Below are 24,116 nucleotides of genomic sequence, written 5' to 3'. Positions count from 1 at the left end.
CTACTGGGGAAGGTAGTCGTTGGAGTACCCAGTTCCGGCGGGGATTTCCTCCTCCAGCAGCTGGTTGTCCCACAGCCACTGATAGAAGCCGTCCCAGCGGGCGGGGTCGATGACCCCCCAAGCTTCCGCGTCCGCCTGATACTGGGCGGAGAGGTATTCCTGGCTGGCGTAAACCAGATCTTTGTCCAGCTCTGGGCTGGCTGCCAGCAGGAAGTCGGCAGCTTCCCTGGGGTTGGCGATGGCGTATTCATACCCTTTGCGGGTGGCGGCCAGGAACGCTTTTGCCGTCTCGGGGTCCTCTTGGAGGAAGGCGTTGTTCGCCAGGATCACTGGGGTGTAGTAGTCAAAGGTGGGCTCAATGTCGGAAAATGCCCAGTAATCCATATCGATGCCCTTCACTTCCGCGGCGATGCCATCCCAGCCGTAGAACACCCAGATGGAGTCCACGTTGGTCTGCAAGCTGGTGAGGACATCCGTGGGGGTGCTGGGCACCAGGTTGACCTTGGAGAAATCCCCGCCGTCTTTTTCCACGCAGTACCGCATCATGGCCTGTTCCACTGGGTTCTGCCAGGTGGCGTAGGTGCGGCCTTCCAGCCCTTTGGGACGGTCAACCCCTTTTCCGCTCAGGGTGAGGATGCCGCTGGTGTTGTGCTGGACAATGGCCGCCACTGCGGTGACCGGCAGGGCGGCGTCGCCGATGAGGGCGGGGGCGATAGTGTCCTGGGCGTTGATGCCGAACTGGGCTTTGCCCGAGGCCACCAGGGCGGGAGCTCCATCTTCCGGGGGCTGGACAAACTCCACCTTCAGGCCGGCTTCCTCATAATAGCCCAGGGCCTGGGCGGCGTAGAGGCCGGTGTGGTTGGTGTTGGGGGTCCAATCCAGGCAGAAGGTGATCTCTTTGAGGGATTCCCCCTCGCCGGAGGAACTGGAATTGCCGTTCCCGCCGCAGGCGGTGAGGGAAAGGGCCAGCCCAGCCGCAAGGATGGCTGCAAGTATCCGTTTCATATACAATTCTCCTTATAATTCTTGTTCCTGCTGGCGCAGGTTGTCCCAAGGCGTGGCCTTCTTTTGCAGCAGGTCGATGGCCTTCATCAGCAGAAGGCTGATGGCGGAGATCAAAAAGATCACCGCGAACATTTTGTCAAAGGAATAGGATTTTTTGACCCGGGTCATGTAGACCCCCAGGCCCTCCATGCCGCCCAGCCATTCGGAGATGACCGCCCCCACCACCGAGTAGGAGGCGGCGATTTTCAGGCTGGCAAAGAACTGCCGCAGGGCAGAGGGGAACTTGACGTACCGGAAAATCTGGTTCTGGGTGCTGCCCATAGCCCGCATCAGGTTGATGGTGTCCGGATCGGCGGAGGAAAACCCCTCCAGCAATCCGATGGCCATGGGGAAAAAGCAGGTGATGACAATGAGCACCACCTTGGGGGCGATGCCATACCCCAGCCAAAGGATGAGCAGGGGGGCGATGGCAACGGTGGGAACCGTCTGGCTCACCACTAAGAGGGGATAAACCGCTCGCCGCAGCAGGGAGTAGCGGTCCATAAAGAAGGCGACCACAAAGGCCAGGAAGATGGCGCAGGAGAGACCGAGGGCGGCCTCGGCCAGGGTGGTCTTGGAGTGGCTGACCAGAAGGGGAAAATCGGCAAAAAAGGCCTTGACCACATCAGCGGGGGAGGGCAGCATGTACTTGGGGACCACTCCCAGGCTGGACAGCCCCTGCCACACGGCCAAAAGAAGGGCGATCAGCACTCCGGGAGCGGCCTTATTGATGGTGCTTGGTGACTTTTTGGTCAATGGTCAACACACCGCCTTCCGGCCGGTAGGAGATCCGCACATAGGTGCTGACCGCGGGGGCGCCCGCCTTGGCGGCGATGAGCTGGCAGTTTTTGACGATCTCCATCAATTGGTCGTAGTCCCCCTCAATGGCGGTCTCAAAGGGGCCGACAAAGGTGGTGAGGCCGGTGGATTTGATGTAGGCGATGACCTCATCCACAATGCGGATGGTCTCGGCGTCGTCCATGACTTTGGGAACAACTTGGATAGCTACGCTTGCGTTTGGCATAAAATCTCGCTCCTTTTTGCTGTACAATCAAAAGACCGCCCAGCCGGAAAGCCAAGCGGTCTTATCATACAGCATCTGTTGGGGGCAGGCCCCCACAGCATTGTGCAGCATCCCTCCGCCGGCATTATCCGGATCAGGTTCAGGGTTACAGGCCATAAGCCCGCTCTCAGCCGAAAATCAGCACCCCTTGCGGTTTTATTGTCGAGACTAGAATACTCCAAAAGGGAGAAGTTGTCAACCAGGCAGAAAATCACCAGGTCAACGCCTCCCCAATGGCGGTGAGCAGGCTCTTCTCCCGGTCGGCGGTGTCCTGGGTCACCTCCCAGACCATCACCCCGCCCAGGTGTTTTTTTGCGTAATAGGTTTTGTCTTGGATGGTGGGAATCCCGTTGTAATGGACTTCCACCCCGTTAATGGTGGTGACATCCTTCCCATAGGCATCTGGGTCGGCGGCCAGGATGGCGCTGTAAGTGGCCCAGGAAGGACGGCCATAGAAGGGCATCCCCAGTACTACCTTGTTGGCGGGCACACCCCTGGTCTCCTTCCAATAGGTGGCGCTGGCCACAGCGAGGGAGTAGCTGGAATGCCGCTCCCCGTCGCCGCCATCATAGGCCATGACATTGATCCAGTCCACGCAGGAAAGCACCTTATCGGTGTGGGCGAGGGTGGCGTCCCGGTAGACGGTACCCTCGGGGGAGACGCCGCCCAGCACCGCCGCAGTCAGCAGCTTGCCCTTGGCGTGGAGCTTCTCGCTTAAATAGAGCATCAGTTTTTCATACCGTTTGGAGCTGCCATTTGAGACGTTGGGATGTTCCCAGTCCATGTCCACCCCGTCGAAGCCGTATTGGTCGCACATGGTCAGGATGGCATCCCCTAGCCGGTAGAGCTTTTCGTCGGTGGCGGTGGCCTGTTCAAACACCGATTGGAGGGTGTTGCCCTGGTAACTCCAGCCCCCCACCCCCAGAAGGACCTTGTTCCCCTTTTGATGGGCGGCCTCGATGAGGGATTGGGCAGCATAGGCATTTTCCAAAGGGAGAAGGGTCCCCTCCTTGGTGGGGATGGCGAAAGCATAGATCAGGTGGGTCACCACGTCGTGCTGGATTTTTTCCATGCTGCTAGGCTTCCAGGAGGGATAATAAGCCACTACTTTAAACCCTTGTGTGCCAACCGAAGGGGAGCCGGCAGGGGGAAGGGAAGAAGAAGACGCGCTGGAGGAGGATGCTGGTGCCGAGGAGGAGGGAGGGGCTGCACTGGAACTGGAAGGGGGCATTGGAGTGGAGCTTGGACTTTCCACCGTTTCCCAGGGGTTGCCATCCCCTTTGCCAGGCTGTTCGCCTGTATTCCACCATTTGGCCTGGTAAAGAACGCCGCCGTAGAGGACTCGATCCCCCTTTTGGTAGGTGGCGGCGGAATCCCACACAGAGGCTTGTCCAGGGGCAGGGGAGGTTACCTGAGAGGAGGATTCTTCCTCCAGGCTTTCTTGGTTCTCGCTTTCCGATGACTCTTCTTGGGAGGCGCTGGAGGAAGGGGCTTCCCCCGGCAAAAAGCTTCGGTACAGGGAAAAACCCCCAGTGATGAGCAGGACAGCCAAGGTGATTCCCGCCGCAAGCAGCAAATAAGGTTTGTGTTTGTTTTTTACTTCCACAAAGGGGCACTCCTTTTGAAAAAATCTTGGCGGCCCACAGGGAGGGAACCTTATCGTGGGCCACACACTGCCCCCATTGTAGCAGATAGACGCGCCTCATGACAAAGGAAAGATCGGGAAGGGAATCCCCCAAAAAGCTGGAATACCGGGCTTGTTTGGAGGAAAAGACCAGAAACCATGGTGGAAATACAGGGTTTTCTGGGACAATATCCAAAAGATTTGAAGAGGTGGGGGAATCTCTTGACTTTAGCCATTAAAAGCTTTAAACTGTAAAACAGTGAGAGATCACTGAATTACAGAGTCACAACGACTGAAAGGCGGAAATCCAATGAATGACCTGCTGAAAAGCGCAAAAGCAATCGAAGAGACTATCGTCAAGGACAGACGGACGATCCATCAGAACCCAGAGCTGGGGAATGATCTGCCCCAGACGACTCGATATATCATGGACCGCCTGACCGAAATGGGATATGAACCCAAGGAAATCTGCAAGAGCGGCGTTGTAGCCACGGTGGGCAAGCCAGGCAAGACCATCCTTCTCAGAGCCGATACCGACGCCCTGCGCATGCCGGAAAAAAGCGGCCTGCCCTTTGCCTCCCAGAATCCGGAAGCTGCCCATACCTGCGGCCATGACACCCATGCTGCCATGTTGCTGGGTGCAGCAAAACTCCTCAAAGACCGGGAAAACGAGTTGTGCGGCACTGTTAAATTGATGTTCCAGCCTGCGGAGGAAATTCTTGCCGGCGCCAAAGCGATGATTGATGCCGGCGTGCTGGAAAATCCCCATGTGGACGCAGCTGTGGCTATCCATATCAGCAGCGTCACCCAGCCAGCCGGATTTGTGGGCTTTACCAAAGGCGGCTCCCACGGCTCGGCGGATAAATTTGTCATCACCGTCAAAGGAAAAGGCGGCCATGGGGCCAACCCCCACACCGCCATTGACCCCATCACCGCCGGCTCCCACATCGTCATCGCCCTCCAGGAAATTCTGGCTCGGGAAATCGACGCGGCGGACACCGCCACTATGACTATCGGCGCCTTCCAGAGCGGGCTCAAGGAGAATGTCATTCCCGATGAGGCGATGATCATGGGCACCATCCGAACCAAATCCAGCAAGGTCCGCACTTTTATGAAACAGCGCCTGGTGGAGGTAGCCAAAGCGGTGGCGTCGGCGTTCCGCTGCGACTGCGAGGTGGAATACCCCTTTGGCGTCGCCCCCTTGGAGAATGACAACGACTTGATGGATGAGATCGTCGGCTACACCCGCGACCTGCTGGGCGAGGACAAAGTCCAGGAGCTTCCCGGCGGTATGGGATCGGAGGATTTCTCCCTGGTCACCGAAAAGGTCCCCGGCATCTTCCTGCGCCTGGGCGCCATGCCCTCCGACCCGGAGAAGGTGTTCCCCGCCCATAACCCCAATGTCCTGTTCGACGAAAGCGCGTTCCCCATCGGCTCGGCGGTCTACGCCAATGCAGCCATCCAGTGGCTAAAAAACAATCAATAACCCCATTCTACTTCCAATTCTGATTCAACAGGGAAGAGCCCTCCGCCACAGCGGGGGCTTTTCTCTTTCTCCGGAAGGGGCAATCCTGTGGCGGAACTGGCTGGAAAATTACACTTGTCAAACTTTTCGTTTAGGAGTAAAATAAAGGAGGCATATTGTCCTTTATCTATATATCTAAGCCCTTTCCATCGCCGGATGGGGCCAGGAAAGCAGTTGTAGAAACAGGAAAGAAGGGTGACAGTTTATGAATTACCGCAAATTTGGAAATACCGGGGTTGAAATTTCCGCCCTGGGATTTGGCACCATGCGTCTGCCCACCACCGACGGAGTCCCTCTGAGTGCCAATATTGATGAAAAAGAAGCCATCCGGCTGATCCGTCACGCCATTGACAGCGGCGTCAACTATGTGGATACCGCTTACCCTTACCACGGCCGGACCAGTGAAACCCTGGTGGGAAAAGCCTTGGCCGATGGCTACCGGGAAAAGGTGTATTTAGCCACCAAGAGCCCTGTTGTCCTGATTGAGGCGGAAGGGGATTTCGACCGCATCCTGGACGAGCAGCTGCAAAAGCTGAACACCGACCATGTGGACTTTTACCTCCTGCACGCCTTGGACAAAAAGAAATGGGAGACGGTGAAAAAGTTCAACCTGCTGGATAAGATGAAAAAGGCCCGGGACGCCGGGAAAATCCGGTTTATGGGGTTCTCCTTCCACGACGACTTGGAGTTGTTTAAAACCATTGTGGACAGCTTTGACCAGTGGGATTTCTGCCAGATTCAGTTCAATTACATCAACACCGACTACCAGGCTGGGCTGGAAGGCCTCCACTATGCCGCCGGCAAAGGGCTGGGCGTAGTGATTATGGAGCCGCTGCTTGGCGGGGCTCTGGCCGCACCTTCTGATGCGCTGAAAAATGCCCTCTCCCCCGAAAAATCCCCAGTGGAATGGGCTCTGGATTACCTGTGGAACCAGCCTGAGGTCTCTTTGCTGCTCAGCGGTATGGGGGAGATGCAGCAGGTGGAGGATAACCTCACCTATGCGTCCCGCTCCAGTGTCGGCATGCTCAGCGAAAAAGAGGTCGCTATGCTGGCCCATGCCAAAGAGGTCTACGATTCCTCTATCCTGGTGCCCTGCACCCGGTGCAGCTATTGCATGCCCTGCCCCTTTGGCCTAAATATCCCCGCTATTTACCAAGCCTACAACGCAACCAGCCAGTCCACTATGGAGAGGGCCAAAACGCTGTATGCCACCGCTACCCCGGAAGTCTCTGCCATTGATTGCCGCAAGTGCAGACGCTGTGAGAATGTGTGTCCTCAGCACATCCCCAGCAGCGAACTAATGCCCAAAATTGCCGAGGTATTCGGCCGGTAATTGTCCACTCACATGCAAAAAAGCCTCCCTATTTTGGGAGGCTTTCTCTTTGTCAGGAGGGGTTGTCCGAATCTTTTTCTTCCCCTGTGGAGCGGGATTTTTTCTCCCAGAAGAGGAGGAGCCCCGCCGCAGCTGCGGAGAGGTAGACAGCCGCCGCCAAGTAGAAACCCGACCGGGACGGGGCGGACGCCTCTTCTTCCAGGATAATCTGTTGGGTGGCAGCTGGCGCAGCAGCGGGGGAACTCCCGGTTTTGGAAGAACTTCGGGAGGAGCTAGTGGAAGGGGAAGAGGCCTTTACAACGGCTTTCGGGGAACTGCTAGACACCTTGGCACCAGCTGTCTTGGAAGAGGAACTGGATGAGGAGGAAGCGATCTCCTTCCCCTTTTCGCTAGAAGAACCGTTGTCCTTTTTGGGCGGTTTTTCCAAATCTGGGTCTTCCTCTTCGCCGCCACTGCCGCCATGAGGAGTGCTGTTGCTCCCTGAACTGCTGGAAGGAGGGGTGGAGGAAGATGGGATGGAGCTGCTAGGTTCCTCCGCTGGCGGCCCCACCGAGATCCTTTCTCCAGTAAAAACCGCATTTGCCAGCCGAAGGGGATTTTTCACATTGTTTGCCTGTACAGCGCCGTTTTCCATGGGGAAGCTGGTGTAATCCCGCAGCACCAGCTTGACATAGTCACAATCGGCGGGAAGAGTATAAGAAAACACGTCATAATACTGCAAGATGGTACCTGGGCGAGAGAACTGGGCTTCCTTGTCCTTTTTGCGGGTGGGGGTGAGCAGCCGCAGGTTCCCTTGGCTTTTGCCCGCATAAACCTGCAGGCCATAGGGGATGAGGTCTTCTGGCCGTTCGGCGGTGGGGAGGAACGCCTTTCCACCTTGGACACCGGTCAACCGGGCAAGGCCGTCCTCCATCTGGATATAAACCCCTCCGGTGGAAGGGCTGAGCCGCATTTCTTTGCGGGCTAGGGATGGGTTGGCAGCTGCGAAATAGCCCAGTGTATAAGCATCCAATTCTTCGCTGTAGGTAGAAAAGGTGCCTTTGCGGCTGTACACAGCCACTTCTAAAGTCTGCGCCCCGCGAATTTGATAGAGGACTGACCCCACTGTACTAGCGGAGGGCAAGCTGCAAAAAGTCTGATCCTGGGCGGCAGGCCAGTTAAAGTCATCCATGGGGTCGCCGGAGCGGGTCACCAAATTTTGATACGATGCGGCATCGGTGTTTTGTGTAGGAGGGCAAATGCGAGAAGCATGGTCAAGATTCTTTTCATGATGTACACATCCTTGTTGTCTATTTTTGTTTTATTATACGAGTTTAAGACAAAAAATACAACATAATGGATAATTTTAATCAATAATAAAAATTATTTATGTGGAAATAGACAAAATCCGAGGGGATCATTTGTGAAACCTCTGGTTATCATCTTCCGGCATAGGGCCATCTTGTCGGCGGAATGGCTCATAAGATGGGAAAAAAACGCATACAATGAACCAGCTTGTAAATGGGGGGAATCACCATGCCAGAGGATAAAAAGGCGCCGAAAGGGCCGCATACCATTATTTTGGAAGACCGCAGGAATCTTTCCATCACCGGGGTCACCGATATCGACAGTTTTGATGAGGAAACTGTGATAGTCTATACAGACACAGGAGAACTTGTGGTTCACGGTTCCGGCCTGCACATCAATAAGATCGACGTGGACACTGGGGAACTCACCTTGGAAGGAGAGGTCACCGGGATGACCTACAACGACAACCAGCCGTACCGGGGCGGCCTATTTGCCCGCATGTTCCGCTAGGGAGGGGAAAAATGGAGATCAGTGTTTCCTTCCAGACGATGGCGTTTTTGCTATCTTGTCTGTTGGGTGCCGGCTTGGCCGCAGTGTATGACGTCTTCCGAATCCTGCGCATCGCCCTGCCGCAGCCAGCCCCTGTGATTGCGGCTCAGGATTTTGCCTATCTGCTCATCTGTGCGGGAGCTACTTTTTTCTACTTGATGACCACAGTCAGCGGGCAGATCCGGCTGTTTGTGCTGGTGGGGGAGGTCATTGGCTGGGTGCTTTACTACTTCACCATCGGGGAAGTGGTGATGAAAGCCGCCCACACGGTCATTGACTTTGTTTACCGGCTTCTCCGGCTCCTGCTGGCCCCATTTATCTTTGTGGGAAAGCGGTTGTACCGGATTTTGAGCCGCGCGGGCAAAAAAGTGGAGGCAAGGGCCAAAAAAATTTCGGCGAATGGGAAAATGCGCTTGAAACAACAGAGGCTTTTATTGTATAATCTTATAAAGATACCTGGGAGAAAAACAAGGATTGTTAAAGGAGGCGACAGCCAGTGAGCAAGGCACAGAAAAAACGAGCCAATCCCTTTTTCCGCTTGTTGGTGGTTGGGTTTACTTGTTATGCGGTGTTTGCCATGGTTGGCCTTCAGGTGGAAATTGCGAAGAGACAACGGGAAATCAAAGAGCTGGAGGATAAATGCACCCAGCAGGAGATTGACAACAAGGAAATTGAACGCCTGCTGGCCGAAGGCAACAACGAAGATTATATCGAACGGGTCGCGCGGGATAAGTTGGATTTTTCCTATCCCAATGAGCGAATCCTTGTGGATGTCTCCGGAGGTTAACCCCCGGCGCAAAGGTTTCGGGACAATAATATAAGGAGGACTTTTCCATCTATGCAGCAGCTTGCGGTAGGAAATATTGTGGAGGGCAAAGTAACCGGCATCACCAAGTTCGGGGCGTTTGTGGAACTCCCCGGCGGGAAGACTGGCATGGTTCACATCTCCGAGGTGGCGGCCACCTATGTCAAAGAGATCAAGGATTTCATCCAGGAGAACCAAATGGTCAAGGTGAAAATCCTCAGCATTTCGGAGGATGGCAAGGTCAGCCTCTCCATTAAAAAAGCGCAGGATCGCCCTGCACCGCCGCCCAGAAGATCCGGCCCCGGGTCGGATAGTTTTGAGTGGGCCCCCAAGCGTTCCAATGAGAATCTTTCTTTTGAAGATATGATGGCAAAATTCAAGCAGACAAGCGATGATAAAATGTCCGATCTGAAGAAGTACATGGATGTCAAACAGCGGGGTTCCGGCCGCAAAGGCCCATCCAAATAAGTTCTTTTCTGGAGTGCCCACCCGGCACTCCTTTTTTCATTTCAGCTGTGGAAGGAGATTACCATGCTACTGATCAATGCCGCCCTTGTTCCGGTGGAATCCCCCCGGATTGACAATGGATATATCCGCATCCTCGATCAAAAGATCGCCGCTTTCGGCCCTATGCCCGCCCCCAATCCAGATGAGGGGGAAGAAGTGCTGGACCTTTGCGGCCTCACTGCCTACCCCGGCTTTGTGGACGGCCACTGCCACATCGGCATGTTTGCAGACGGCCTGGGGTTTGAGGGGGACGACGGCAACGAGGAGACTGACCCGGTGACCCCCCACCTGCGGGCCATTGACGCCGTCAACCCCATGGACCGCTGTTTCCAGGAGGCGCTGGAACAGGGTATTACGACGGTGGTCACCGGCCCGGGGAGTGCCAACCCCATCGCAGGGCAGTTCTGCGCTATGAAAACCTTTGGCCGCCGGGTGGACGACATGGTGATCCGGGAGCCGGTGGCCATGAAGTTTGCTTTGGGGGAGAATCCCAAGACGGTATACAACGACAAGAACCAAACCCCCAATACCCGGATGGCCACCGCCGCCTTAATCCGGGAAGAGCTCCACAAGGCCCAGCGGTATGGAGAGGATTTGGAGGCCGCCCAGGAGGATGAGGACGCCGACGAACCGGATTTTGACGCCAAGTGCGAGGCCCTTCTTCCGCTGCTGGCAGGGGAGATCAAGGCTCACATCCACGCCCACCGGGCTGACGATATCTTCACAGCCCTGCGTTTTTCCAAGGAATTTGGCCTGGCCCCGGTCCTTGTCCACTGCACCGAGGGGCACCTGGCCGCGGACATCCTGGGGGAAGAGAAGGCCAGCGCCATCTGCGGGCCGCTGATCGGTTCCCGCTGCAAACCGGAATTGGTCCACGCCAGTTTGGCCAACCCGGCCATCCTCTCTCAAAACGGGGTGGAGGTGTCCATCTGCACCGACCACCCGGAGCTGCCCATCCAGTTTTTGGGGATCAGCGCCGGCCTCGCTGTCCGGGAGGGGATGGATTATGATAAGGCCCTCGCCGCAGTGACCATCGTGCCCGCCCGCCAAGCCGGGGTGGACAGCCGGGTGGGGTCTATCCAGGTGGGGAAGGATGCCGACCTGGCCTTTTTCGACTGCGACCCCTTGAGCCTCACGGCCAAGCCGAAGCTGGTTTTGGTGGATGGGAAGATTGTATTCTCCAAAATGTGATTTTTACCTTGTAATTTTATATAATTCGTGTTATACTGTGTGTAGAACTTATGGAGGGATTGCACAATTTCCCTTCGATAAGATTTTCCAGTAAAGGGGTTGAATCTATGAACATTACCATCAGCGGAAGAAAGACAATCATTCGAGACTCCTTCAAAGAACGGGTGGAAAAGAAGCTGTCCAAATTGGATCGCTTCTTTGATGAGGATGCCAGCGCCCAGGTTACCGTCACAAACGAACATGAGCGGGAAACCGTTGAGGTGACCGTTCAATCCAAAGGGATGTTCTTCCGGGCCGAGAAAACAACCGGTGACCGGCTGGATTCCCTGGATTTGGTGGTAGATGCCCTGGTCAAACAAATTGTCAAGAATAAAAATAAACTGGGGCAGAAGCTGCGGGTTTCCGCCTTTGACCCCATCTATCACGATGAACCCACCGAGCCGGAGGAATACCATCTGGTCAAAACCAAACGGTTCCCTGTCAAACCTATGGCAGTGGAAGAAGCGATTCTTCAAATGAACCTTTTGGAGCACGAATTCTATATGTTCCGCAACAGCGAGGATGGGGAAATCAACGTTGTCTACAAACGCAAAGACGGCAACTATGGCCTTATCGAACCGCTTGGGGATTAAAATTCCCGATGGGCATACGGCAGCATTTATGTGGCCGGGGACAGTGACAGTCCCCGGCCTTTTTTGCGTCAAATCGTGGCTGTTTTCGACAACAAATCGCATTTAAAAAGATAATCTAGTTCTAGGAACCATATTGAAGAATCTAAGATATTCTGATATAATAGAGGAAAAAGTTGGATGTATGGGGAGGTGAATCTGTGGAGGGCATGGATCAAGATTTGCAGGAATGGCAGGAATCGCTGCGGGAGGTACATCTTCCCCGCTGGGAGGAACTGCCAAACCTGGGGTTATATATGGACCAGGTAATCACCATCCTGGAACACTACCTGGAGCCGGTCTTCCCGGAGGGGGAAAAAATCCTCACCCCGGCGATGATCAACAACTATGTAAAGCTCAAATTGATCCCCAAACCGGATAAGAAAAAATACGGGCGGGAACACCTGGCCTATTTGGTGGCCATCACCATTTTGAAGCAGGTGCTCACCATCCCGGAAGTGCGGGACGGCATCGTCTGGCTGGCGGAGAAGGTGGGGCCCAAACAGGCCTATAACCTCTTTTGTCAAGAGCAGGAGAGGGAACTGTCGGCGTTGTTCCAACCACCGGAGGGCGAGTGTCCCGCAGGCACTGAAGTCCTGGCGCTGCGGATGGCGGCGCGGGCCTTTGCCAGCAAACGGATGGCGGAAAAAATGCTGGAATTGGAGTATACCTTAAGACAATGATCCCAGGAGGTGACAGAGATGAACCAGCAAAAAATTGCTATAGTGGTGGATTCCGGCTGTGATGTGCCAGAGGAGTGGAGAAAACGGTACGGGATGTACCTGCTTCCCCTGCGGATCCTCTATGAACAAGGGGAATACCTGGATGGGGTGGAAATCTCCTCTGAGGAGGTGTATCAAAGGCTCCCCCAGGAGATCCCCAAGACATCCCTGCCCAGCGGCGGACAGGTGACTGACTGCCTGGATCAAATCAAGGCGGATGGGTATGAAAAGGTGCTGGCGGTAACCCTTTCCAGCGGACTCAGCGGGACTTATAACCTGGTCCAGCTGATCGCCCAGGAGTATGAAGGTCTGGATATCCATGTGGTGGACACCAAGAACATCGCCATAGGCAGTGGGTTCACTGCAATTTTAGCAGGCCAGTGCCTGGAGCAGGGGATGGAGTGGGAGGCCCTGAAAGCCACCATTGACGGTTCCCTGGAAAAATCCAAGGTGTTTTTCTGCCTCGCCACGTTAGAATACCTGCAAAAGGGCGGGAGGATCGGGCTGGTGGCCTCCCTGGTGGGCAATGCCCTGGGGTTAAAGCCCATCATCTCCTGTAATGAGGACGGAGTTTATTATGTAGTTTCCAAAGCAATGGGCCGCAAACAATCGATTCACAGGGTGATGGAGATGGCGTGGAGGTTTGCCGCAGAAGGCAAGCGGTACAATGTGGCAATTGTCAACGCTTCTGCCAAGGAGGAAGCCGCCGCCATCAAGGAGGAGCTTTTGCCCCATCTGCCTGGCCGCGTCCAGCTGATTGAAAGCGATTTGGGCCCGGCCTTGGGCGTTCATGTGGGTCCCGGCCTGTTGGGGGTTGGAATCCAGCTGTTGGATTAGGTTCACTCAACGAAGCGCTTGATAAAAGCCCCTGGATTTCCAGGGGCTTTTTGTCGGTTTCGGGGCGCAGGCAGTTTCACCCCGGGAGGGTTTTTGTGATCTGTGGGATCGCTGAATGAGGTTTGGCAAGGCAGGGGAACATCTGCGGGCCAATGGACGGATAGGCTTTTATTTTCTCCCCTGTAGATACCTGCGCCGGTATTTGATACCTGCATATGCGGCGATCTGTTTCATATAAACGGCGTCGTAGACGCCGCCGACAGCCCCAACAAGGGGAACCCCTTGAAGGAACTTAAGATACAGCAGCTCTTTGGACAGAGCCTTGGCGGCCGCCTCTATCTGTTTTTTCTCCTCATATCCATCGGGAAGTTTCCCGTCGTGGATAAACTGGTTCAGCTTCTGGTCGGTTTCAAGAAGGGTCTCCCCGTTGGATACTGCGCCCTGGATCAGCAGCAAGATGAAATACCGTTCTTCTTTGGCTTCGTACCCATACCCGAAGTGGAGGGCAATTTCATAGAGGTTTTTCAGAAGCATGCCGGTGAAGATGGGAATATCTGGAAGTCCGATTCCCAGGGCGCCCATTCCTATTCCCGATGCTCCGGAAAGAAGGGTGTTTTTGGCACTGGTATTCCGCACAGTTTTTGAAAAAGACCGCAGGGATTTGGAATCCTGCTTGATTTTTAGGGCGTACTGGCGCACCTGGTATTCCTGTTCCAGCTTTTGCCGGGAATAGGTCTTTTCCACTAGGCCCGTGCCCTTTTCAAAAATGAGGGCAAAGGCTTTGGAAAAGGCGGTATCCAAAGTGGACTGCAATTTTGGGGGAACTTTCTCCTTCAGTTTTTCCTGGAAAAGCGGGGACTTTTTCTCCAACCGCTTCTGAAGGAACCTCCGCTCCTCTATCAGCAGCCTGCGCCACCCCTTTTCCACAGGGGATTCCCTCGTAAAAAAACCCATTTTCCTGCACCTCCTCACCGCTGGCTTGTTGCTTCGAACGGGACGCAATTGGATTTTATTCAGAGTTCAGGCAGCACAGAAGGGGGGCGTCTGCCTTTTATCAAGGCGATTATAACACACGGGAATCGGTTGGCGCAACGTTTGGGGTGCCGCAGGGCCGGCCTGCTGCATTTTGCCGTTGGGTTTTGGGGGAGATTATGCTATAATAGTTGCAGAAGCCTTGCGCTGCATCAAGTGAGAAAGATGAGGAAAAATCCATGTCTCTTTTGACGATAAGCTGTCCCTGCCTCTTTGGGCTGGAGAGTGTCCTCTCCGGCGAAGTTAAGCGGATGGGCGGAGAAAATGTCCAGGTCACCGACGGCAAAGTCACCTTCCAAGGGGATGAAGCCATGGTGGCCAAAGCCAATATTTGCCTGCGCACCGCCGAACGGGTTCTGATCCAGCTGGGCTCCTTTCAGGCAAGAAGCTTCACCGAGCTGTTCGACCAGACAGTACAGCTCCCCTTTGAAGCGTTTATCGGCCGGGCAGATGCTTTCCCGGTGAAGGGCTGGTCCTTGGGTTCCCAGCTCCACAGCATCCCGGACTGCCAATCCATCATCAAAAAGGCTGCTGTGCGCCGGATGGAACAGGTGTACCACCAGAGCTGGTTTGAAGAGACCGGCCCGGTTCACCAAATTCAGTTTTCCATCCACAAGGACAATGTCTGCATCTTTTTGGATACCTCTGGAGTGGGCCTCCACAAACGGGGATACCGGAAGACCTCCAACGCGGCTCCTATCAAGGAGACTCTGGCTGCCGGCATCATCGATCTGGCCAGGGTGCGGCAGGACGATGTGGTGTATGACCCCTTCTGCGGCTCCGGCACCTTTTTGATTGAGTCGGCTTTTCATGCCCTGAACATTGCGCCAGGGATGCGCCGCCGGTTTTCCGCCGAACAGTGGGATTGTTTCTCAAAGGAGATATGGACCGCCCAGCGCAAGGAGGCAAACGCCCGCATCCGCCGGGATGGGAAGTTCCGCGCTTTCGGCTATGATATCGACCCAGAGGCAGTGGCCCTGAGCCAAGAGAATGCCTATCAAGCTGGGGTGGCAGGCCGGGTGAAAACGTCCTGCCAAGGGATCGACCGGTTCCAGATTGAGGATGAGCGGGCGATCATCTTTGCCAACCCGCCCTATGGGGAAAGAATGCTAGAGATCCAGCAGGCTGAGGAGATTTACCGTACTATGGGCCGGGTGTTCCAGCAGCGCAAATATCTGAGCTTTTACATCATCAGCCCCCATGAGAATTTTGAGGAGATCTTTGGCCGCCCGGCGGACAAGCGCCGCAAGCTGTACAATGGCATGATCAAATGCCAGCTGTACATGTATTTCCGCTCTAAGTAAACAGCCACATCGTTATTTGTATCCGGACAAGCGATAAAACAGCCGGCCTCCATTAAGGGGCCGGCTGTTTGGGTTAGTAGTTGTAATTTGGTTTCAGCTTTGCCAGATAAAAGGCGGACACGCCGGCGGCCAGCAATTCTGCAAACGGGATGGAGAGCCAAACCCCGTTGATCCCCAACAGGAGGGGGAGCAGTAAAATTGCCGCCACAATGAAGACCAGCGTCCGCAGGAAGGAAAGAATGGCAGAAACCCTGCCGTTGGAGAGGGCGGTGAAGAACCCGGATACAAAGATGTTGAACCCCATGAAGAGGAACCCGATGGCAAACAAGGTCATGCCTTCCTCGGCCAGGGCGTATACCGCAGTTCCGGGTTTGGCAAATGCCCGGATAACAGTGCCTTTGAGCAGCAGGGAGCCCCCAAAGGCTAGGGCCGAACAAATGCCTACAAAGATAAGGCTGAGGCGGTACAGCTTTTGCAGCCGGGTGTGATTTTCCGCCCCGTAGTTGAAGCTGACCAGTGGTGCAACCCCAGAGGTAAACCCGAAGAAGACGGCGGTGAACAGGAATTGGGCATAAAAGATGATGGTAATGGCGGCAACGCCGTCCTCCCCAAGGAGATTCATCATCACCAAGTTGAACAGCAGGGTGGTGATGGCGGTGGCCAGGTTGCTGACCATCTCCGATGAGCCGTTTATACAGGATTCCCCCAAAATTTGCAGGTTTAACACCGGTTTGACCAGGCAAAGGTGCCCTTTCCGGTTGAAGGAGAAATAGAGGAGCCCCATCACCGACGGCAGGACAAAGCCGATGCCAGTGGCGATGGCCGCCCCTTTGATGCCCAGGTTTGCTGGCACAATGAGGATATAGTCAAAGACGATGTTGGCCACGCCGCCCAGCAATGTGGCGGCCAGGCCCAAACCCGGTCTTCCTGCGGTGGTGAAGAAAAACTGGAACATCACCTGCAATATGGCAAAGGGGACAAAGAGGCTTAGATAGAACATATAGTCGTAGCAGTACTGGAAAATGGCGTCGTTGGAGCCCAGCAGCCGGACGATTGGGCCGGCAAAGACAGTTCCAACCACAGCCATCAGCAAACCGATGGCCGCACCACAGAAGAGCAACAGGGAAAAGCTGTGCTTTGCACCCTGGTCATCCCCTTGGCCCATCTGCCGGGCGCAGACGGCGCTGCCGCCTGTGGCCAGCATAATGCCGATGGCCAAGGTCAGGGATTGTGTGGGGTAGACGATGTTGACTGCGGATAAGGCGCCGGTCCCCACAAAATTGGAGACGAAGCCACCGTCCACAATGGTATAAAATGCGTTGAACACCATCATGACAATGCTGGGCAGGGTAAAGCGCAGCAAAAAACCTGGTGTTATATTGTGTGCCAAATGATTCATAAGTCGTTACGAGTGCCTTCCTTTCTCATGGGGTGCTTCTTCCTGAAAACGGCGGTGGATGGTATCCAGCATATCGCACAGAAGTTTTTTCTGCTCATCGGTATAGCTCTCTTCCACTTCGCCAAGAGCCCTATAGAATACCTGGTCGTATGCTTTGTATTGTTCTAACAACTGCTGGTTGACCGATAAGTAGAACACCCGTTTGTCAGTGGGGCTCTGTACCTTTTCCACCAAACCTAGCTTTTCCAGTTCTTTTACTTTTAAGGTAACAGCGGACTTGGCCACATGCAGGGTATCCGCAATGTAGGTGACAGTGCAATTCTCCTGGTAGGCAATAATATCCAAGTAAAGAATGCTGTTGTAAGTAAGGTGTCCCAACTGGCTGGAGTTGGCAAGCCGCAGTTCATTGAGCACCAAGTCCAGGTAGAACCGGTCCATTTTTTGCCGCAGATCCATAGAATCCTCCAAATGGTTTTAAAATTATAATTATAATTGCTTAACTATATTAGCAGAGAAAAAGAGACCTGTCAAGGTCTCTTTTCATTCTATGAAACCGCTGTGTCCATTGCTACAGCGGCGGGGAAAATACCAGCTGGCTGGGATATTCTTCGTCAATGAGCTGGTAAGGGCAGCCGTAGGCAATACAGCGCTCCAGGTTGGAGCGGTTTTCGGACAACAGCTGCTGTGAGGTGCAGGAGCAGGGATTGATCCGCTGTTCCACTGCATTTTCGTGGGCGAGGATTTCATCAAAGTGCCGGTTGAGGTATCCTTCGCTGAAAATAAGACAGAGGTAGCGAATCTCCTTCCGATATTCCGGTGGGAAAGACGCGGCAAAGTCAAAAGGGATGTAACAGCCTTCCACAATGAGGTTCTGCCCATTTTCGATGCAGGTTTTGACCATCTCCCGCACAATAGGCCAGAGGAAGGCGGTCAGCTCCTCATCTGGGCTTTCCGGGGTCAGAGGACAGAGGCCGGCGCGGATCAGCCCCATTTTTAGATGGTCAATGGACAGATAGGGGAAGCGGTATTGCTCCATCAGCCGCTGTGCCCAGAAGGTTTTGCCGGTGTGGGTGCTGCCAGCCAACAAGAGAACCATTTCTATCCCTCCCTCTTTTCATTGGGCCAGTACCAATAGGAGTGGAACCCGGATAGTCGGGTCAAAGCGTCTTTGGGCATCTGGGTCGCAGCATTGTAAACGTTGAGGTAGTCGCCCACCCCCATCATAGCGGAGTAAAAGCCCAGGGCTCCTATGGCATTGCCCCAAAAGGTGTCGGGCAGAAAGATCCACAGCACCATAGGCAGGGCCCCGAATACCAGGTTGGGAAGCAGGCTCATAAAGAGGAAGCGGCCGCGGCTCATGGGGGCGGTGCTGGTGACAAAGGCCATCAAATTGCGGGGAGAGATGAAAAGCTCCACCTGTGCATCCCTGGGGAAACAGACGGCATGGAGGAGTTCATGGGGGAGGATCGCCAGCAGGGCGAGAAGGATCCCAATGGGGTGAATCAGCTCCATCAGGGTAATGCCGGGCAGGAGTATCCGCCGCAGGAGATACACCCCTGCGCCAAACCCCAGGGGGAAGATGGCAAACTTTGCGGCCTGGCGGGAGAGTTCCGCCGGGTCGTCCGGCTCCTCAAAGGGGACGGCTCCTTCCGGCAGTTCCACTTGGGGGAGCTGGCTCTCATCTTGGAATACGCCTTTATAAATCAGTTTCATTTGGCCTCCGTCCGGTCGTGGACTTTTTGGTAGGTGATGATGGCAAACTCCATGGCGGTGTCTAGTTTGTCCAGGCGCTTCAGCCGCTCTACCGCCTCCCGGGAGGTTTTCCAGTAATAAGGGGTCATCATAAAGAGATTAAAGATGTCATCTTGAGAATTCAGCTGGGCATCCCGCCGGATGCGGCGGATCTCCACCGGCTCAAACCCTTCTAGGTCATAGGGCTTGACGACATTTTCATAAGGGGATTCATACAGCGTCTTTTTGAGGCCGAAGAGATGCTGCTCGGCGGGGACAGCGGTGATGATGTGGCCGCCGGTTCGCACTACCCGATTAAACTCGGTGTTGCTGTAAGGGGCGAAGATGTCCACCAGCAGGTCCACCGAATGGGAGGGCAGCGGGATTTTGGAGAGGCTGGCTACAGCATAGGTCACCTGGCGGCACCGCTTGGCCGCCAATTGAAGGGCGTATTTTGCAATGTCAAAGCCGTAGACCTGGGCCTCTACCCGGTGGTCCCGCAAAAAAGTGCAGAGGCTGCCGGTATAGTACCCTTCGCCGCACCCTACATCCGCGACAACAGGGGCAGGGGAACCCTTTAGAAACCCCAGGGCAATACGGTTGACTTCCTCGCTCAGGAAGGAGTAGTAGCCCTTGGAGAGAAAATCCTGCCGGGCGCGGACCATCTCCTTGCTGTCTCCGTGAACGCCGGACGCCTTGCCGCCGGAGAGGAGCAGGTTGACATACCCAGTGGAGGAAATATCAAAACAATGGCCTTTGATGCAGCGGTAAGAGCCGTCTTTTTGTTCCAGCTGATTGCCGCAGACAGGGCAGAGCAACATGGGGGAAACACCGCCTTTCTAACGCAAAAAACGGCCAGGCAATGTTGCATGCCGGACCGCTTTTCCAAGTGATTGTGCTTATTTGGTTTCCTGCAGCGCCCGCTCCAGCCAGATGGAGGCGATGTTCAAGGCGTTGTACAGGCCGTTTTTCTCAGTTTTTTTCAGAATGCGGTTTTTAAGGCTCAGCTCGGTATTGGTAGAAAGAATCTGAACAGTGATCTTGTCAGAAAGCTCCAATTCCCCCTGCTGCCGGGTGCTCTGCACCTGGAGGAGCGCCACATATTTATCGGCGGGATGGCCGTAATAGATGGTGTTTCCGTTGCGAACCAGGGGCTTGCCTTTATAGTATAAAAAATCCTTTTCTGCGGGTGTGGTGTTTTCTGCCATAGTGTACCTCCTGTGGATGTAATAAGACTTCTATCGCAAATTCGATAAAGCAAACATAAAGCGGATCGAAATTAGTATGCCACAAAGTCTGTACAAGCTGTAAGAATTGCGGTGCAGCATATGCCGCAAAGGGCCTCGCCCTGCAAGCAATTCTTCGAATGACACAACTTTGCTGTGGTTATTATACCACAACTTACCAGGGAAGTAAACCGGCTTCCCCTGGCGGATAAAAAATAAAGGCGGCCGCAGCTGCGGCCGCCCACGGTGTTAATCATTCAAATAGGATTTTACCAACAACTGAAGCAGTTCATCCCGGTCAACCCGGCGGATCAGGCTGCGGGCGTTGTTGTAGGTTGTGATGTAGGTAGGATCTTCGGAAAGGATGTACCCTACAATCTGGTTGATAGGGTTGTACCCTTTTTGACGCAACGCATCATAAACAGTAGTCAGAATTTGTTTGACCTCTTTTTCCCGGTCCTCATGGATGGAAAAGGATATGGTTGGTTCCTGCATATACATCACCTCTTATTTACAAGGATACACCAAAATGGGGAAATTATCAACCCCCGGCCGCAATAAGATGCTGTTAAAATCACGGAATTGGATGGCTCTCACGCAAAAAAACAGGCGAACCCACCGAAAGATAGGGCCGCCTGTTTTAAAAAATACAGATTGTGTAAAAACTGCTGGGAAATTAGCTGCGCAGGGTCACGTTCAGGGCGGAAAGGGCTTTTAGCGCTCGTTTGACTGCGGCATCGGCTTCTTCAACGGTCAAAGTGTGGTCGGCGCTGCGCAGCACCAGATTGAAGGCCACGCTCTTCTTGTGGTCGGGGATCTGCGCCCCGCGGTAGACGTCAAACAGCTCCACCTTTTCCAGGAGGGAGCCGACAGCAGAGGAGATGGCCTTTTCCATGGTGAGGACAGGCAACTCCTCATCGCAGAGGAGGGCGATGTCCCGCTGGGAAGCAGGGTATTTGGGCAGAGCCTTGTACTCCTTGTCAGCAGGGGTGTGGGCAAAGAGAGCATCCATGGAGAGCTTAGCCAGGTATACCCGGGTGCCGATTTCGTAGTTTTCCGCAACCAAGGGATGGACTTCTCCCACCACACCCAGTTCTTCGCCGCCTGCGGTGATGACCGCGCAGCGGCCAGGGTGGAAGGTGGGGTTGGTGGAATCCGCTTCTACATCGACATCTTGAATATTCAGGTAGTCCAGCAGAGCTTCCACAGCGCCCTTGATGGCATAGAAGTCCGCCTTGTCCCCGTAAAGGCCCAGGGTCAGGTGGTCGGTCTCAATGGGAAGCTCGTTCTCCCCCTGGGGGATGTACTCAGCGCCGATCTCATAGAGGGCGGCGGCCATGTTGCGGTTGGCGTAGTTTTTGGACAGGATTTCCAGCATGGAGGGCAGGGTGGTGGTGCGCATGACGCTGGTATCCTCCCCCAAGGGGTTGGAGATGACCACTGATTTGCGCAGAGCACTGTCTGCGGGCAGGCCGATCTTGTCGTAGTATTTGGGGCTGATGAAGGAATAGGTCATAATCTCGCTGTACCCCTGGGCCAACATAATGTTGTTGACCCGGCGTTCCATCTTCTGGCGAGGGGTCAGCTTGCCTTCGCAGGAGCCCCGCAGGGAGGTGGTGGGGATGTTGTTGTAACCGTAGATCCGGGCGATCTCCTCGGCCACATCGGCTTTGCAACGCACGTCGGCCCGGTAGGAGGGAACCACTACCTGATCGCCTTCGATGCCGAAGCCCAGGCGGGAGAGGATGGTTTTCATCTCCTCAGCGGGAAGGTCAATGCCCAGGAACCGGTTGATCCAGTCGGCTTCCAAGGGGAGGACGATCTTCTCTTTGGGGCTGTTGTCCACGTCGATCATGCCGCCGACCACTTCGCCGGCGCCCAGCAGTTCCACCAGCTGGCAGGCCCGCTGGACGGCAGGCAGGCAGGTGGCGGGGTCCAAGCCCTTTTCATACCGGCCGGAAGCTTCGGTGCGCATCCCCAGCTTTTTGGCAGTCAGCCGGACCGAGGGGCCGTTGAAGCAGGCGGATTCAAAGAGGATGGTGTCGGTGTCCTCCATAATGGAGCTGAACTCGCCGCCCATGACGCCGGCCACAGCGGTGGGACCCTCGGCGTCGCAGATGGTCAGCATCTCCGGGGAGAGGGTGCGGGTCACCCCGTCCAAGGTCATGAAGGAAGTCTCATCCTCCCGGGCGGTCCGGACGATGATTTTGCCGCCTTTGACATATTTGAAGTCGAAGGCGTGCATGGGCTGGCCGTATTCCAGCATCACATAGTTGGTGATGTCCACGATGTTGTTGATGGGGCGGACACCACAGGCACGAAGCCGTTCCCGCATCCAGCGGGGGGAGGGCCCAATCTTGACATTTTTGACCATCCGGCCGATGTACCGGGGGCAGAGCTCTGGGTTCTGCACCTCAATGGACAGGTGTTCCCGGATGTCGCCGGTCTCCTTCTCCACCTTGGGCTCGGGGAGATGGAGCTCTTTTTGGAAGGTGACCGCCGCTTCCCGGGCCAGGCCGGTGACCGACAGGCAGTCGGGGCGGTTGGAGGTGATCTCAAACTCGGTGCACAGGTCGTCAAGGCCGATGGCCTCGTGGATATCCATGCCAGGGGTTTTTTCGCAGTCGTCCCCCAGGATGAAGATGCCGTCTTCAATGGCATAGGGGAAATCGTGGACGGTCAGGCCCAGCTCCGACAGGGAGCAGAGCATGCCGTTGCTGACCTCGCCCCGCAGCTTGCCTTTTTTGATGACTTTGTCGCCGGGCAGGTGAGAGCCGTTGGTGGCCACCGGCACATAAGCGCCGGCAAAGACGTTGGTGGCGCCGGTGACAATCTGCACCGGCTCGGCCTCGCCGATGTTGACCTGGCAGATGACCAGGGAATCGGCGTTGGGGTGTTTCACCACCGAAAGGATCTCGCCGACCACCACACCGGTGATGTCGGCGCCCTCACGGCAGTAGCCCTCCACCTTGGAACCGGACATAGTCATGGCCTCGGCGAATTCGTGGGGCTCCACCTCTGAAACATCCACATAATCAAGCAGCCATTTTTGGGATAAGTTCATTGTTTATGCCTCCTCGAATTAAAACTGGTTTAAGAATCTCAGGTCGTTTTCGTAGAATAGGCGCAGGTCGTCGATGTTGTACCGCCGCATGACGATGCGCTCCAGGCCCATGCCAAAGGCAAAGCCGCTGTAGACCTCCGGGTCGATGCCGCAGTTTTGCAGCACCTTGGGATGGACCATGCCGCAGCCCAGGATCTCGATCCAGCCCTCGCCTTTGCACAGGCGGCAGCCCTTGCCCTGGCAGTTGAAGCACATGACGTCCATCTCGGCGGAGGGCTCGGTAAAGGGGAAGTGATGGGGCCGGAACCGGACCACCGAATCCTCGCCGTACAGGGCTTTGACAAAGGTCTCCAGGGTGCCTTTCAGATCGGCCATGGTGATGCCTTTGTCCACCACAAGGCCCTCGATCTGATGGAAGAGGGGGGAGTGGGTGGCATCCACCGCGTCGGAGCGGTAGACCCGGCCGGGGGCGATAATGCGGATGGGGGGCTTCTGCTGTTCCATGGTGCGGATCTGCACCGGGGAGGTTTGGGTCCGCAGCAGGATGTTTTCGTTGATGTAGAAGGTGTCTTGGGTATCCCGGGCGGGATGGTTTTTGGGGAGGTTCAGGGCTTCAAAGTTGTAGTAATCCAGCTCCACCTCGGGCCCTTTGACCACGCTGAACCCCATGCCCAGGAAGATCTCCTTGAGCTCGTCCAGGACGATGGAGAGGGGGTGCTGGCTGCCCATCGCCTGCCGTTTGCCGGGGATGGTAACGTCCAGTTTCTCCTCCTCCAACCGGCGGTTGAGCATGGCGGTTTTCAGGGAGGCGAGCTTGTCCTCCAAATCCTGCTCAATCTGGGCGCGGACTTCATTGGCCAGCTGGCCGATCACCGGGCGTTCCTCGGCGGAGAGGCTGCCCATCTGCTTTAAGATGGCAGTCAGCTCGCCTTTTTTGCCCAGGTACTGGACCCGCAGGGCGTCCAGCGCCTTGGTGTCGGCAATCTCAGATAGCTCTTTGCGTGCTTTTTCTCGAATCGCTTCCAAAGCTGCTTTCATTTGTTTCACCTCTTGATTAATATGGGAAAATGACTGGCTTTCCATGGGGCGGGGGAAATAAAAAAGCCCTCCGTCCACAAAGGGACGAAAGGCCATTCTTCCGCGGTACCACCCAATTTTTTGCCACATGAGCAAACACTCTGCGTCCCTTGTAACGGCGGGCACCC

26 protein-coding genes and 1 riboswitch are annotated in these 24,116 nt (G+C 55.2%); of the genes, 11 read left to right on the top strand and 15 right to left on the bottom strand.

Features of this window, described 5'->3' with window-relative positions; translation table 11 throughout:
* From BQ5353_RS00985 to BQ5353_RS00970, 4 genes are all read right to left on the bottom strand, one after another.
* Positions 1-1,005 (bottom strand): ABC transporter substrate-binding protein, encoded by a 1,005-nt coding sequence (locus BQ5353_RS00985; RefSeq protein ID WP_071427116.1) that lies wholly within the window; start codon positions 1,003-1,005, stop codon positions 1-3.
* A 12-nt stretch (positions 1,006-1,017) separates the two neighbouring features.
* Positions 1,018-1,800 carry an ABC transporter permease gene (locus BQ5353_RS00980; RefSeq protein ID WP_054331120.1) on the bottom strand — a complete coding sequence of 261 codons (783 nt, stop codon included), beginning with the start codon at positions 1,798-1,800 and terminating at the stop codon, positions 1,018-1,020.
* Positions 1,769-2,068, bottom strand: a complete 300-nt coding sequence (locus BQ5353_RS00975; protein WP_071427115.1) for a thiamine-binding protein — start codon at positions 2,066-2,068, stop codon at positions 1,769-1,771. Before BQ5353_RS00975 ends, BQ5353_RS00980 begins: the two co-directional genes overlap by 32 nt.
* Before the next feature lie 93 nt (positions 2,069-2,161).
* Positions 2,162-2,266: riboswitch (TPP riboswitch) on the bottom strand.
* A gap of 52 nt (positions 2,267-2,318) precedes the next feature.
* The gene (locus BQ5353_RS00970; protein WP_071427114.1) at positions 2,319-3,713 is read right to left on the bottom strand and encodes a glycosyl hydrolase family 18 protein; all 1,395 of its coding nucleotides are present in this window, start codon (positions 3,711-3,713) and stop codon (positions 2,319-2,321) included.
* 328 nt (positions 3,714-4,041) lie between these two features.
* Here BQ5353_RS00970 and BQ5353_RS00965 point away from each other — a divergent pair, with 328 nt between their 5' ends.
* Together BQ5353_RS00965 and BQ5353_RS00960 are read left to right on the top strand one after the other, a co-directional pair.
* The gene (locus tag BQ5353_RS00965; RefSeq protein WP_054331123.1) at positions 4,042-5,217 is read left to right on the top strand and encodes a M20 metallopeptidase family protein; all 1,176 of its coding nucleotides are present in this window, start codon (positions 4,042-4,044) and stop codon (positions 5,215-5,217) included.
* Between the two features lie 244 nt (positions 5,218-5,461).
* Positions 5,462-6,589, top strand: coding sequence for an aldo/keto reductase (locus BQ5353_RS00960; protein WP_054331124.1), 1,128 nt, complete (start codon positions 5,462-5,464; stop codon positions 6,587-6,589).
* Positions 6,590-6,641: 52 nt separating this feature from the next.
* Here BQ5353_RS00960 and BQ5353_RS00955 read toward each other — a convergent pair whose 3' ends face one another.
* The gene (locus tag BQ5353_RS00955; protein WP_204211274.1) at positions 6,642-7,760 is read right to left on the bottom strand and encodes a hypothetical protein; all 1,119 of its coding nucleotides are present in this window, start codon (positions 7,758-7,760) and stop codon (positions 6,642-6,644) included.
* 344 nt (positions 7,761-8,104) lie between these two features.
* Here BQ5353_RS00955 and yabP point away from each other — a divergent pair, with 344 nt between their 5' ends.
* From yabP to BQ5353_RS00915, 8 genes are all read left to right on the top strand, one after another.
* Positions 8,105-8,386 (top strand): sporulation protein YabP, encoded by a 282-nt coding sequence (gene yabP, locus BQ5353_RS00950; protein WP_054331127.1) that lies wholly within the window; start codon positions 8,105-8,107, stop codon positions 8,384-8,386.
* Between the two features lie 11 nt (positions 8,387-8,397).
* Positions 8,398-8,925: a spore cortex biosynthesis protein YabQ gene (yabQ, locus tag BQ5353_RS00945; RefSeq protein WP_071427112.1), complete on the top strand. Its 528-nt coding sequence runs from the start codon at positions 8,398-8,400 to the stop codon at positions 8,923-8,925.
* A complete protein-coding gene (locus BQ5353_RS00940; RefSeq protein WP_054331129.1) occupies positions 8,922-9,212 on the top strand; it encodes an FtsB family cell division protein in 291 nt (96 codons plus the stop codon). Before yabQ ends, BQ5353_RS00940 begins: the two co-directional genes overlap by 4 nt.
* Before the next feature lie 51 nt (positions 9,213-9,263).
* Positions 9,264-9,698 (top strand): S1 RNA-binding domain-containing protein, encoded by a 435-nt coding sequence (locus tag BQ5353_RS00935; protein WP_054331130.1) that lies wholly within the window; start codon positions 9,264-9,266, stop codon positions 9,696-9,698.
* Positions 9,699-9,761: 63 nt separating this feature from the next.
* A complete protein-coding gene (locus BQ5353_RS00930) occupies positions 9,762-10,928 on the top strand; it encodes an amidohydrolase (protein WP_054331131.1) in 1,167 nt (388 codons plus the stop codon).
* Positions 10,929-11,035: 107 nt separating this feature from the next.
* Entirely contained in the window at positions 11,036-11,560 is a 525-nt protein-coding gene (gene hpf, locus BQ5353_RS00925; RefSeq protein ID WP_054331132.1) for a ribosome hibernation-promoting factor, HPF/YfiA family, read from the top strand.
* Positions 11,561-11,766: 206 nt separating this feature from the next.
* Positions 11,767-12,279, top strand: a complete 513-nt coding sequence (locus BQ5353_RS00920; RefSeq protein WP_207733431.1) for a DUF1836 domain-containing protein — start codon at positions 11,767-11,769, stop codon at positions 12,277-12,279.
* Between the two features lie 18 nt (positions 12,280-12,297).
* The gene (locus BQ5353_RS00915) at positions 12,298-13,155 is read left to right on the top strand and encodes a DegV family protein (protein WP_054331134.1); all 858 of its coding nucleotides are present in this window, start codon (positions 12,298-12,300) and stop codon (positions 13,153-13,155) included.
* 168 nt (positions 13,156-13,323) lie between these two features.
* Here BQ5353_RS00915 and BQ5353_RS00910 read toward each other — a convergent pair whose 3' ends face one another.
* The gene (locus tag BQ5353_RS00910) at positions 13,324-14,109 is read right to left on the bottom strand and encodes an EcsC family protein (protein WP_071427111.1); all 786 of its coding nucleotides are present in this window, start codon (positions 14,107-14,109) and stop codon (positions 13,324-13,326) included.
* Between the two features lie 257 nt (positions 14,110-14,366).
* Between BQ5353_RS00910 and BQ5353_RS00905 the strand changes: the two genes are divergently transcribed.
* Positions 14,367-15,491, top strand: coding sequence for a THUMP domain-containing class I SAM-dependent RNA methyltransferase (locus BQ5353_RS00905; RefSeq protein ID WP_071427110.1), 1,125 nt, complete (start codon positions 14,367-14,369; stop codon positions 15,489-15,491).
* 73 nt (positions 15,492-15,564) lie between these two features.
* Here the strand turns inward: BQ5353_RS00905 and BQ5353_RS00900 are convergent, their stop codons facing one another.
* The 9 genes from BQ5353_RS00900 to pheS form a co-directional block, all read right to left on the bottom strand.
* Complete coding sequence (locus BQ5353_RS00900; RefSeq protein ID WP_233424484.1) at positions 15,565-16,854, bottom strand: MATE family efflux transporter; 1,290 nt, start codon at positions 16,852-16,854, stop codon at positions 15,565-15,567.
* Between the two features lie 42 nt (positions 16,855-16,896).
* Complete coding sequence (locus BQ5353_RS00895; protein ID WP_054331137.1) at positions 16,897-17,346, bottom strand: MarR family winged helix-turn-helix transcriptional regulator; 450 nt, start codon at positions 17,344-17,346, stop codon at positions 16,897-16,899.
* A 112-nt stretch (positions 17,347-17,458) separates the two neighbouring features.
* A complete protein-coding gene (locus BQ5353_RS00890) occupies positions 17,459-17,986 on the bottom strand; it encodes a P-loop nucleotide/nucleoside kinase family protein (protein WP_054331138.1) in 528 nt (175 codons plus the stop codon).
* Positions 17,987-17,988: 2 nt separating this feature from the next.
* On the bottom strand, positions 17,989-18,603 hold the full coding sequence (locus BQ5353_RS00885) for a DUF3267 domain-containing protein (protein ID WP_054331139.1): 615 nt from the start codon (positions 18,601-18,603) through the stop codon (positions 17,989-17,991).
* Positions 18,600-19,442 (bottom strand): putative RNA methyltransferase, encoded by an 843-nt coding sequence (locus BQ5353_RS00880; protein ID WP_054331140.1) that lies wholly within the window; start codon positions 19,440-19,442, stop codon positions 18,600-18,602. Before BQ5353_RS00880 ends, BQ5353_RS00885 begins: the two co-directional genes overlap by 4 nt.
* 78 nt (positions 19,443-19,520) lie before the next feature.
* Positions 19,521-19,829: a hypothetical protein gene (locus BQ5353_RS00875; protein ID WP_054331141.1), complete on the bottom strand. Its 309-nt coding sequence runs from the start codon at positions 19,827-19,829 to the stop codon at positions 19,521-19,523.
* A gap of 267 nt (positions 19,830-20,096) precedes the next feature.
* Positions 20,097-20,342 carry an IreB family regulatory phosphoprotein gene (locus BQ5353_RS00870; RefSeq protein WP_054331142.1) on the bottom strand — a complete coding sequence of 82 codons (246 nt, stop codon included), beginning with the start codon at positions 20,340-20,342 and terminating at the stop codon, positions 20,097-20,099.
* Between the two features lie 181 nt (positions 20,343-20,523).
* Positions 20,524-22,911, bottom strand: coding sequence for a phenylalanine--tRNA ligase subunit beta (pheT, locus tag BQ5353_RS00865; RefSeq protein ID WP_071427109.1), 2,388 nt, complete (start codon positions 22,909-22,911; stop codon positions 20,524-20,526).
* A gap of 18 nt (positions 22,912-22,929) precedes the next feature.
* Positions 22,930-23,949 carry a phenylalanine--tRNA ligase subunit alpha gene (gene pheS, locus BQ5353_RS00860; protein ID WP_071427108.1) on the bottom strand — a complete coding sequence of 340 codons (1,020 nt, stop codon included), beginning with the start codon at positions 23,947-23,949 and terminating at the stop codon, positions 22,930-22,932.
* Between the last annotated feature and the right edge of the window lie 167 nt (positions 23,950-24,116).

The sequence above is a fragment of the Merdimmobilis hominis genome, assembly GCF_900104615.1.
Classification (GTDB): domain Bacteria; phylum Bacillota; class Clostridia; order Oscillospirales; family Ruminococcaceae; genus Merdimmobilis; species Merdimmobilis hominis.
Note: the sequence above shows the minus strand (reverse complement) of the source record. Positions and strands in the feature narration are given on the sequence as shown.

Bases quoted from the DNA above. Each gene is read 5' to 3' on its own strand.
- BQ5353_RS00985 (WP_071427116.1), bottom strand. From the start codon at position 1,005: ATGAAACGGATACTTGCAGCCATCCTTGCGGCTGGGCTGGCCCTTTCC.
- BQ5353_RS00975 (WP_071427115.1), bottom strand. From the start codon at position 2,068: ATGCCAAACGCAAGCGTAGCTATCCAAGTTGTTCCCAAAGTCATGGAC.
- BQ5353_RS00965 (WP_054331123.1), top strand. From the start codon at position 4,042: ATGAATGACCTGCTGAAAAGCGCAAAAGCAATCGAAGAGACTATCGTC.
- BQ5353_RS00960 (WP_054331124.1), top strand. From the start codon at position 5,462: ATGAATTACCGCAAATTTGGAAATACCGGGGTTGAAATTTCCGCCCTG.
- BQ5353_RS00955 (WP_204211274.1), bottom strand. From the start codon at position 7,760: ATGGATGACTTTAACTGGCCTGCCGCCCAGGATCAGACTTTTTGCAGC.
- yabP (WP_054331127.1), top strand. From the start codon at position 8,105: ATGCCAGAGGATAAAAAGGCGCCGAAAGGGCCGCATACCATTATTTTG.
- yabQ (WP_071427112.1), top strand. From the start codon at position 8,398: ATGGAGATCAGTGTTTCCTTCCAGACGATGGCGTTTTTGCTATCTTGT.
- BQ5353_RS00935 (WP_054331130.1), top strand. From the start codon at position 9,264: ATGCAGCAGCTTGCGGTAGGAAATATTGTGGAGGGCAAAGTAACCGGC.
- BQ5353_RS00930 (WP_054331131.1), top strand. From the start codon at position 9,762: ATGCTACTGATCAATGCCGCCCTTGTTCCGGTGGAATCCCCCCGGATT.
- hpf (WP_054331132.1), top strand. From the start codon at position 11,036: ATGAACATTACCATCAGCGGAAGAAAGACAATCATTCGAGACTCCTTC.
- BQ5353_RS00920 (WP_207733431.1), top strand. From the start codon at position 11,767: ATGGATCAAGATTTGCAGGAATGGCAGGAATCGCTGCGGGAGGTACAT.
- BQ5353_RS00915 (WP_054331134.1), top strand. From the start codon at position 12,298: ATGAACCAGCAAAAAATTGCTATAGTGGTGGATTCCGGCTGTGATGTG.
- BQ5353_RS00910 (WP_071427111.1), bottom strand. From the start codon at position 14,109: ATGGGTTTTTTTACGAGGGAATCCCCTGTGGAAAAGGGGTGGCGCAGG.
- BQ5353_RS00905 (WP_071427110.1), top strand. From the start codon at position 14,367: ATGTCTCTTTTGACGATAAGCTGTCCCTGCCTCTTTGGGCTGGAGAGT.
- BQ5353_RS00895 (WP_054331137.1), bottom strand. From the start codon at position 17,346: ATGGATCTGCGGCAAAAAATGGACCGGTTCTACCTGGACTTGGTGCTC.
- BQ5353_RS00890 (WP_054331138.1), bottom strand. From the start codon at position 17,986: ATGGTTCTCTTGTTGGCTGGCAGCACCCACACCGGCAAAACCTTCTGG.
- BQ5353_RS00885 (WP_054331139.1), bottom strand. From the start codon at position 18,603: ATGAAACTGATTTATAAAGGCGTATTCCAAGATGAGAGCCAGCTCCCC.
- BQ5353_RS00880 (WP_054331140.1), bottom strand. From the start codon at position 19,442: ATGTTGCTCTGCCCTGTCTGCGGCAATCAGCTGGAACAAAAAGACGGC.
- BQ5353_RS00875 (WP_054331141.1), bottom strand. From the start codon at position 19,829: ATGGCAGAAAACACCACACCCGCAGAAAAGGATTTTTTATACTATAAA.
- BQ5353_RS00870 (WP_054331142.1), bottom strand. From the start codon at position 20,342: ATGCAGGAACCAACCATATCCTTTTCCATCCATGAGGACCGGGAAAAA.
- pheT (WP_071427109.1), bottom strand. From the start codon at position 22,911: ATGAACTTATCCCAAAAATGGCTGCTTGATTATGTGGATGTTTCAGAG.
- pheS (WP_071427108.1), bottom strand. From the start codon at position 23,949: ATGAAAGCAGCTTTGGAAGCGATTCGAGAAAAAGCACGCAAAGAGCTA.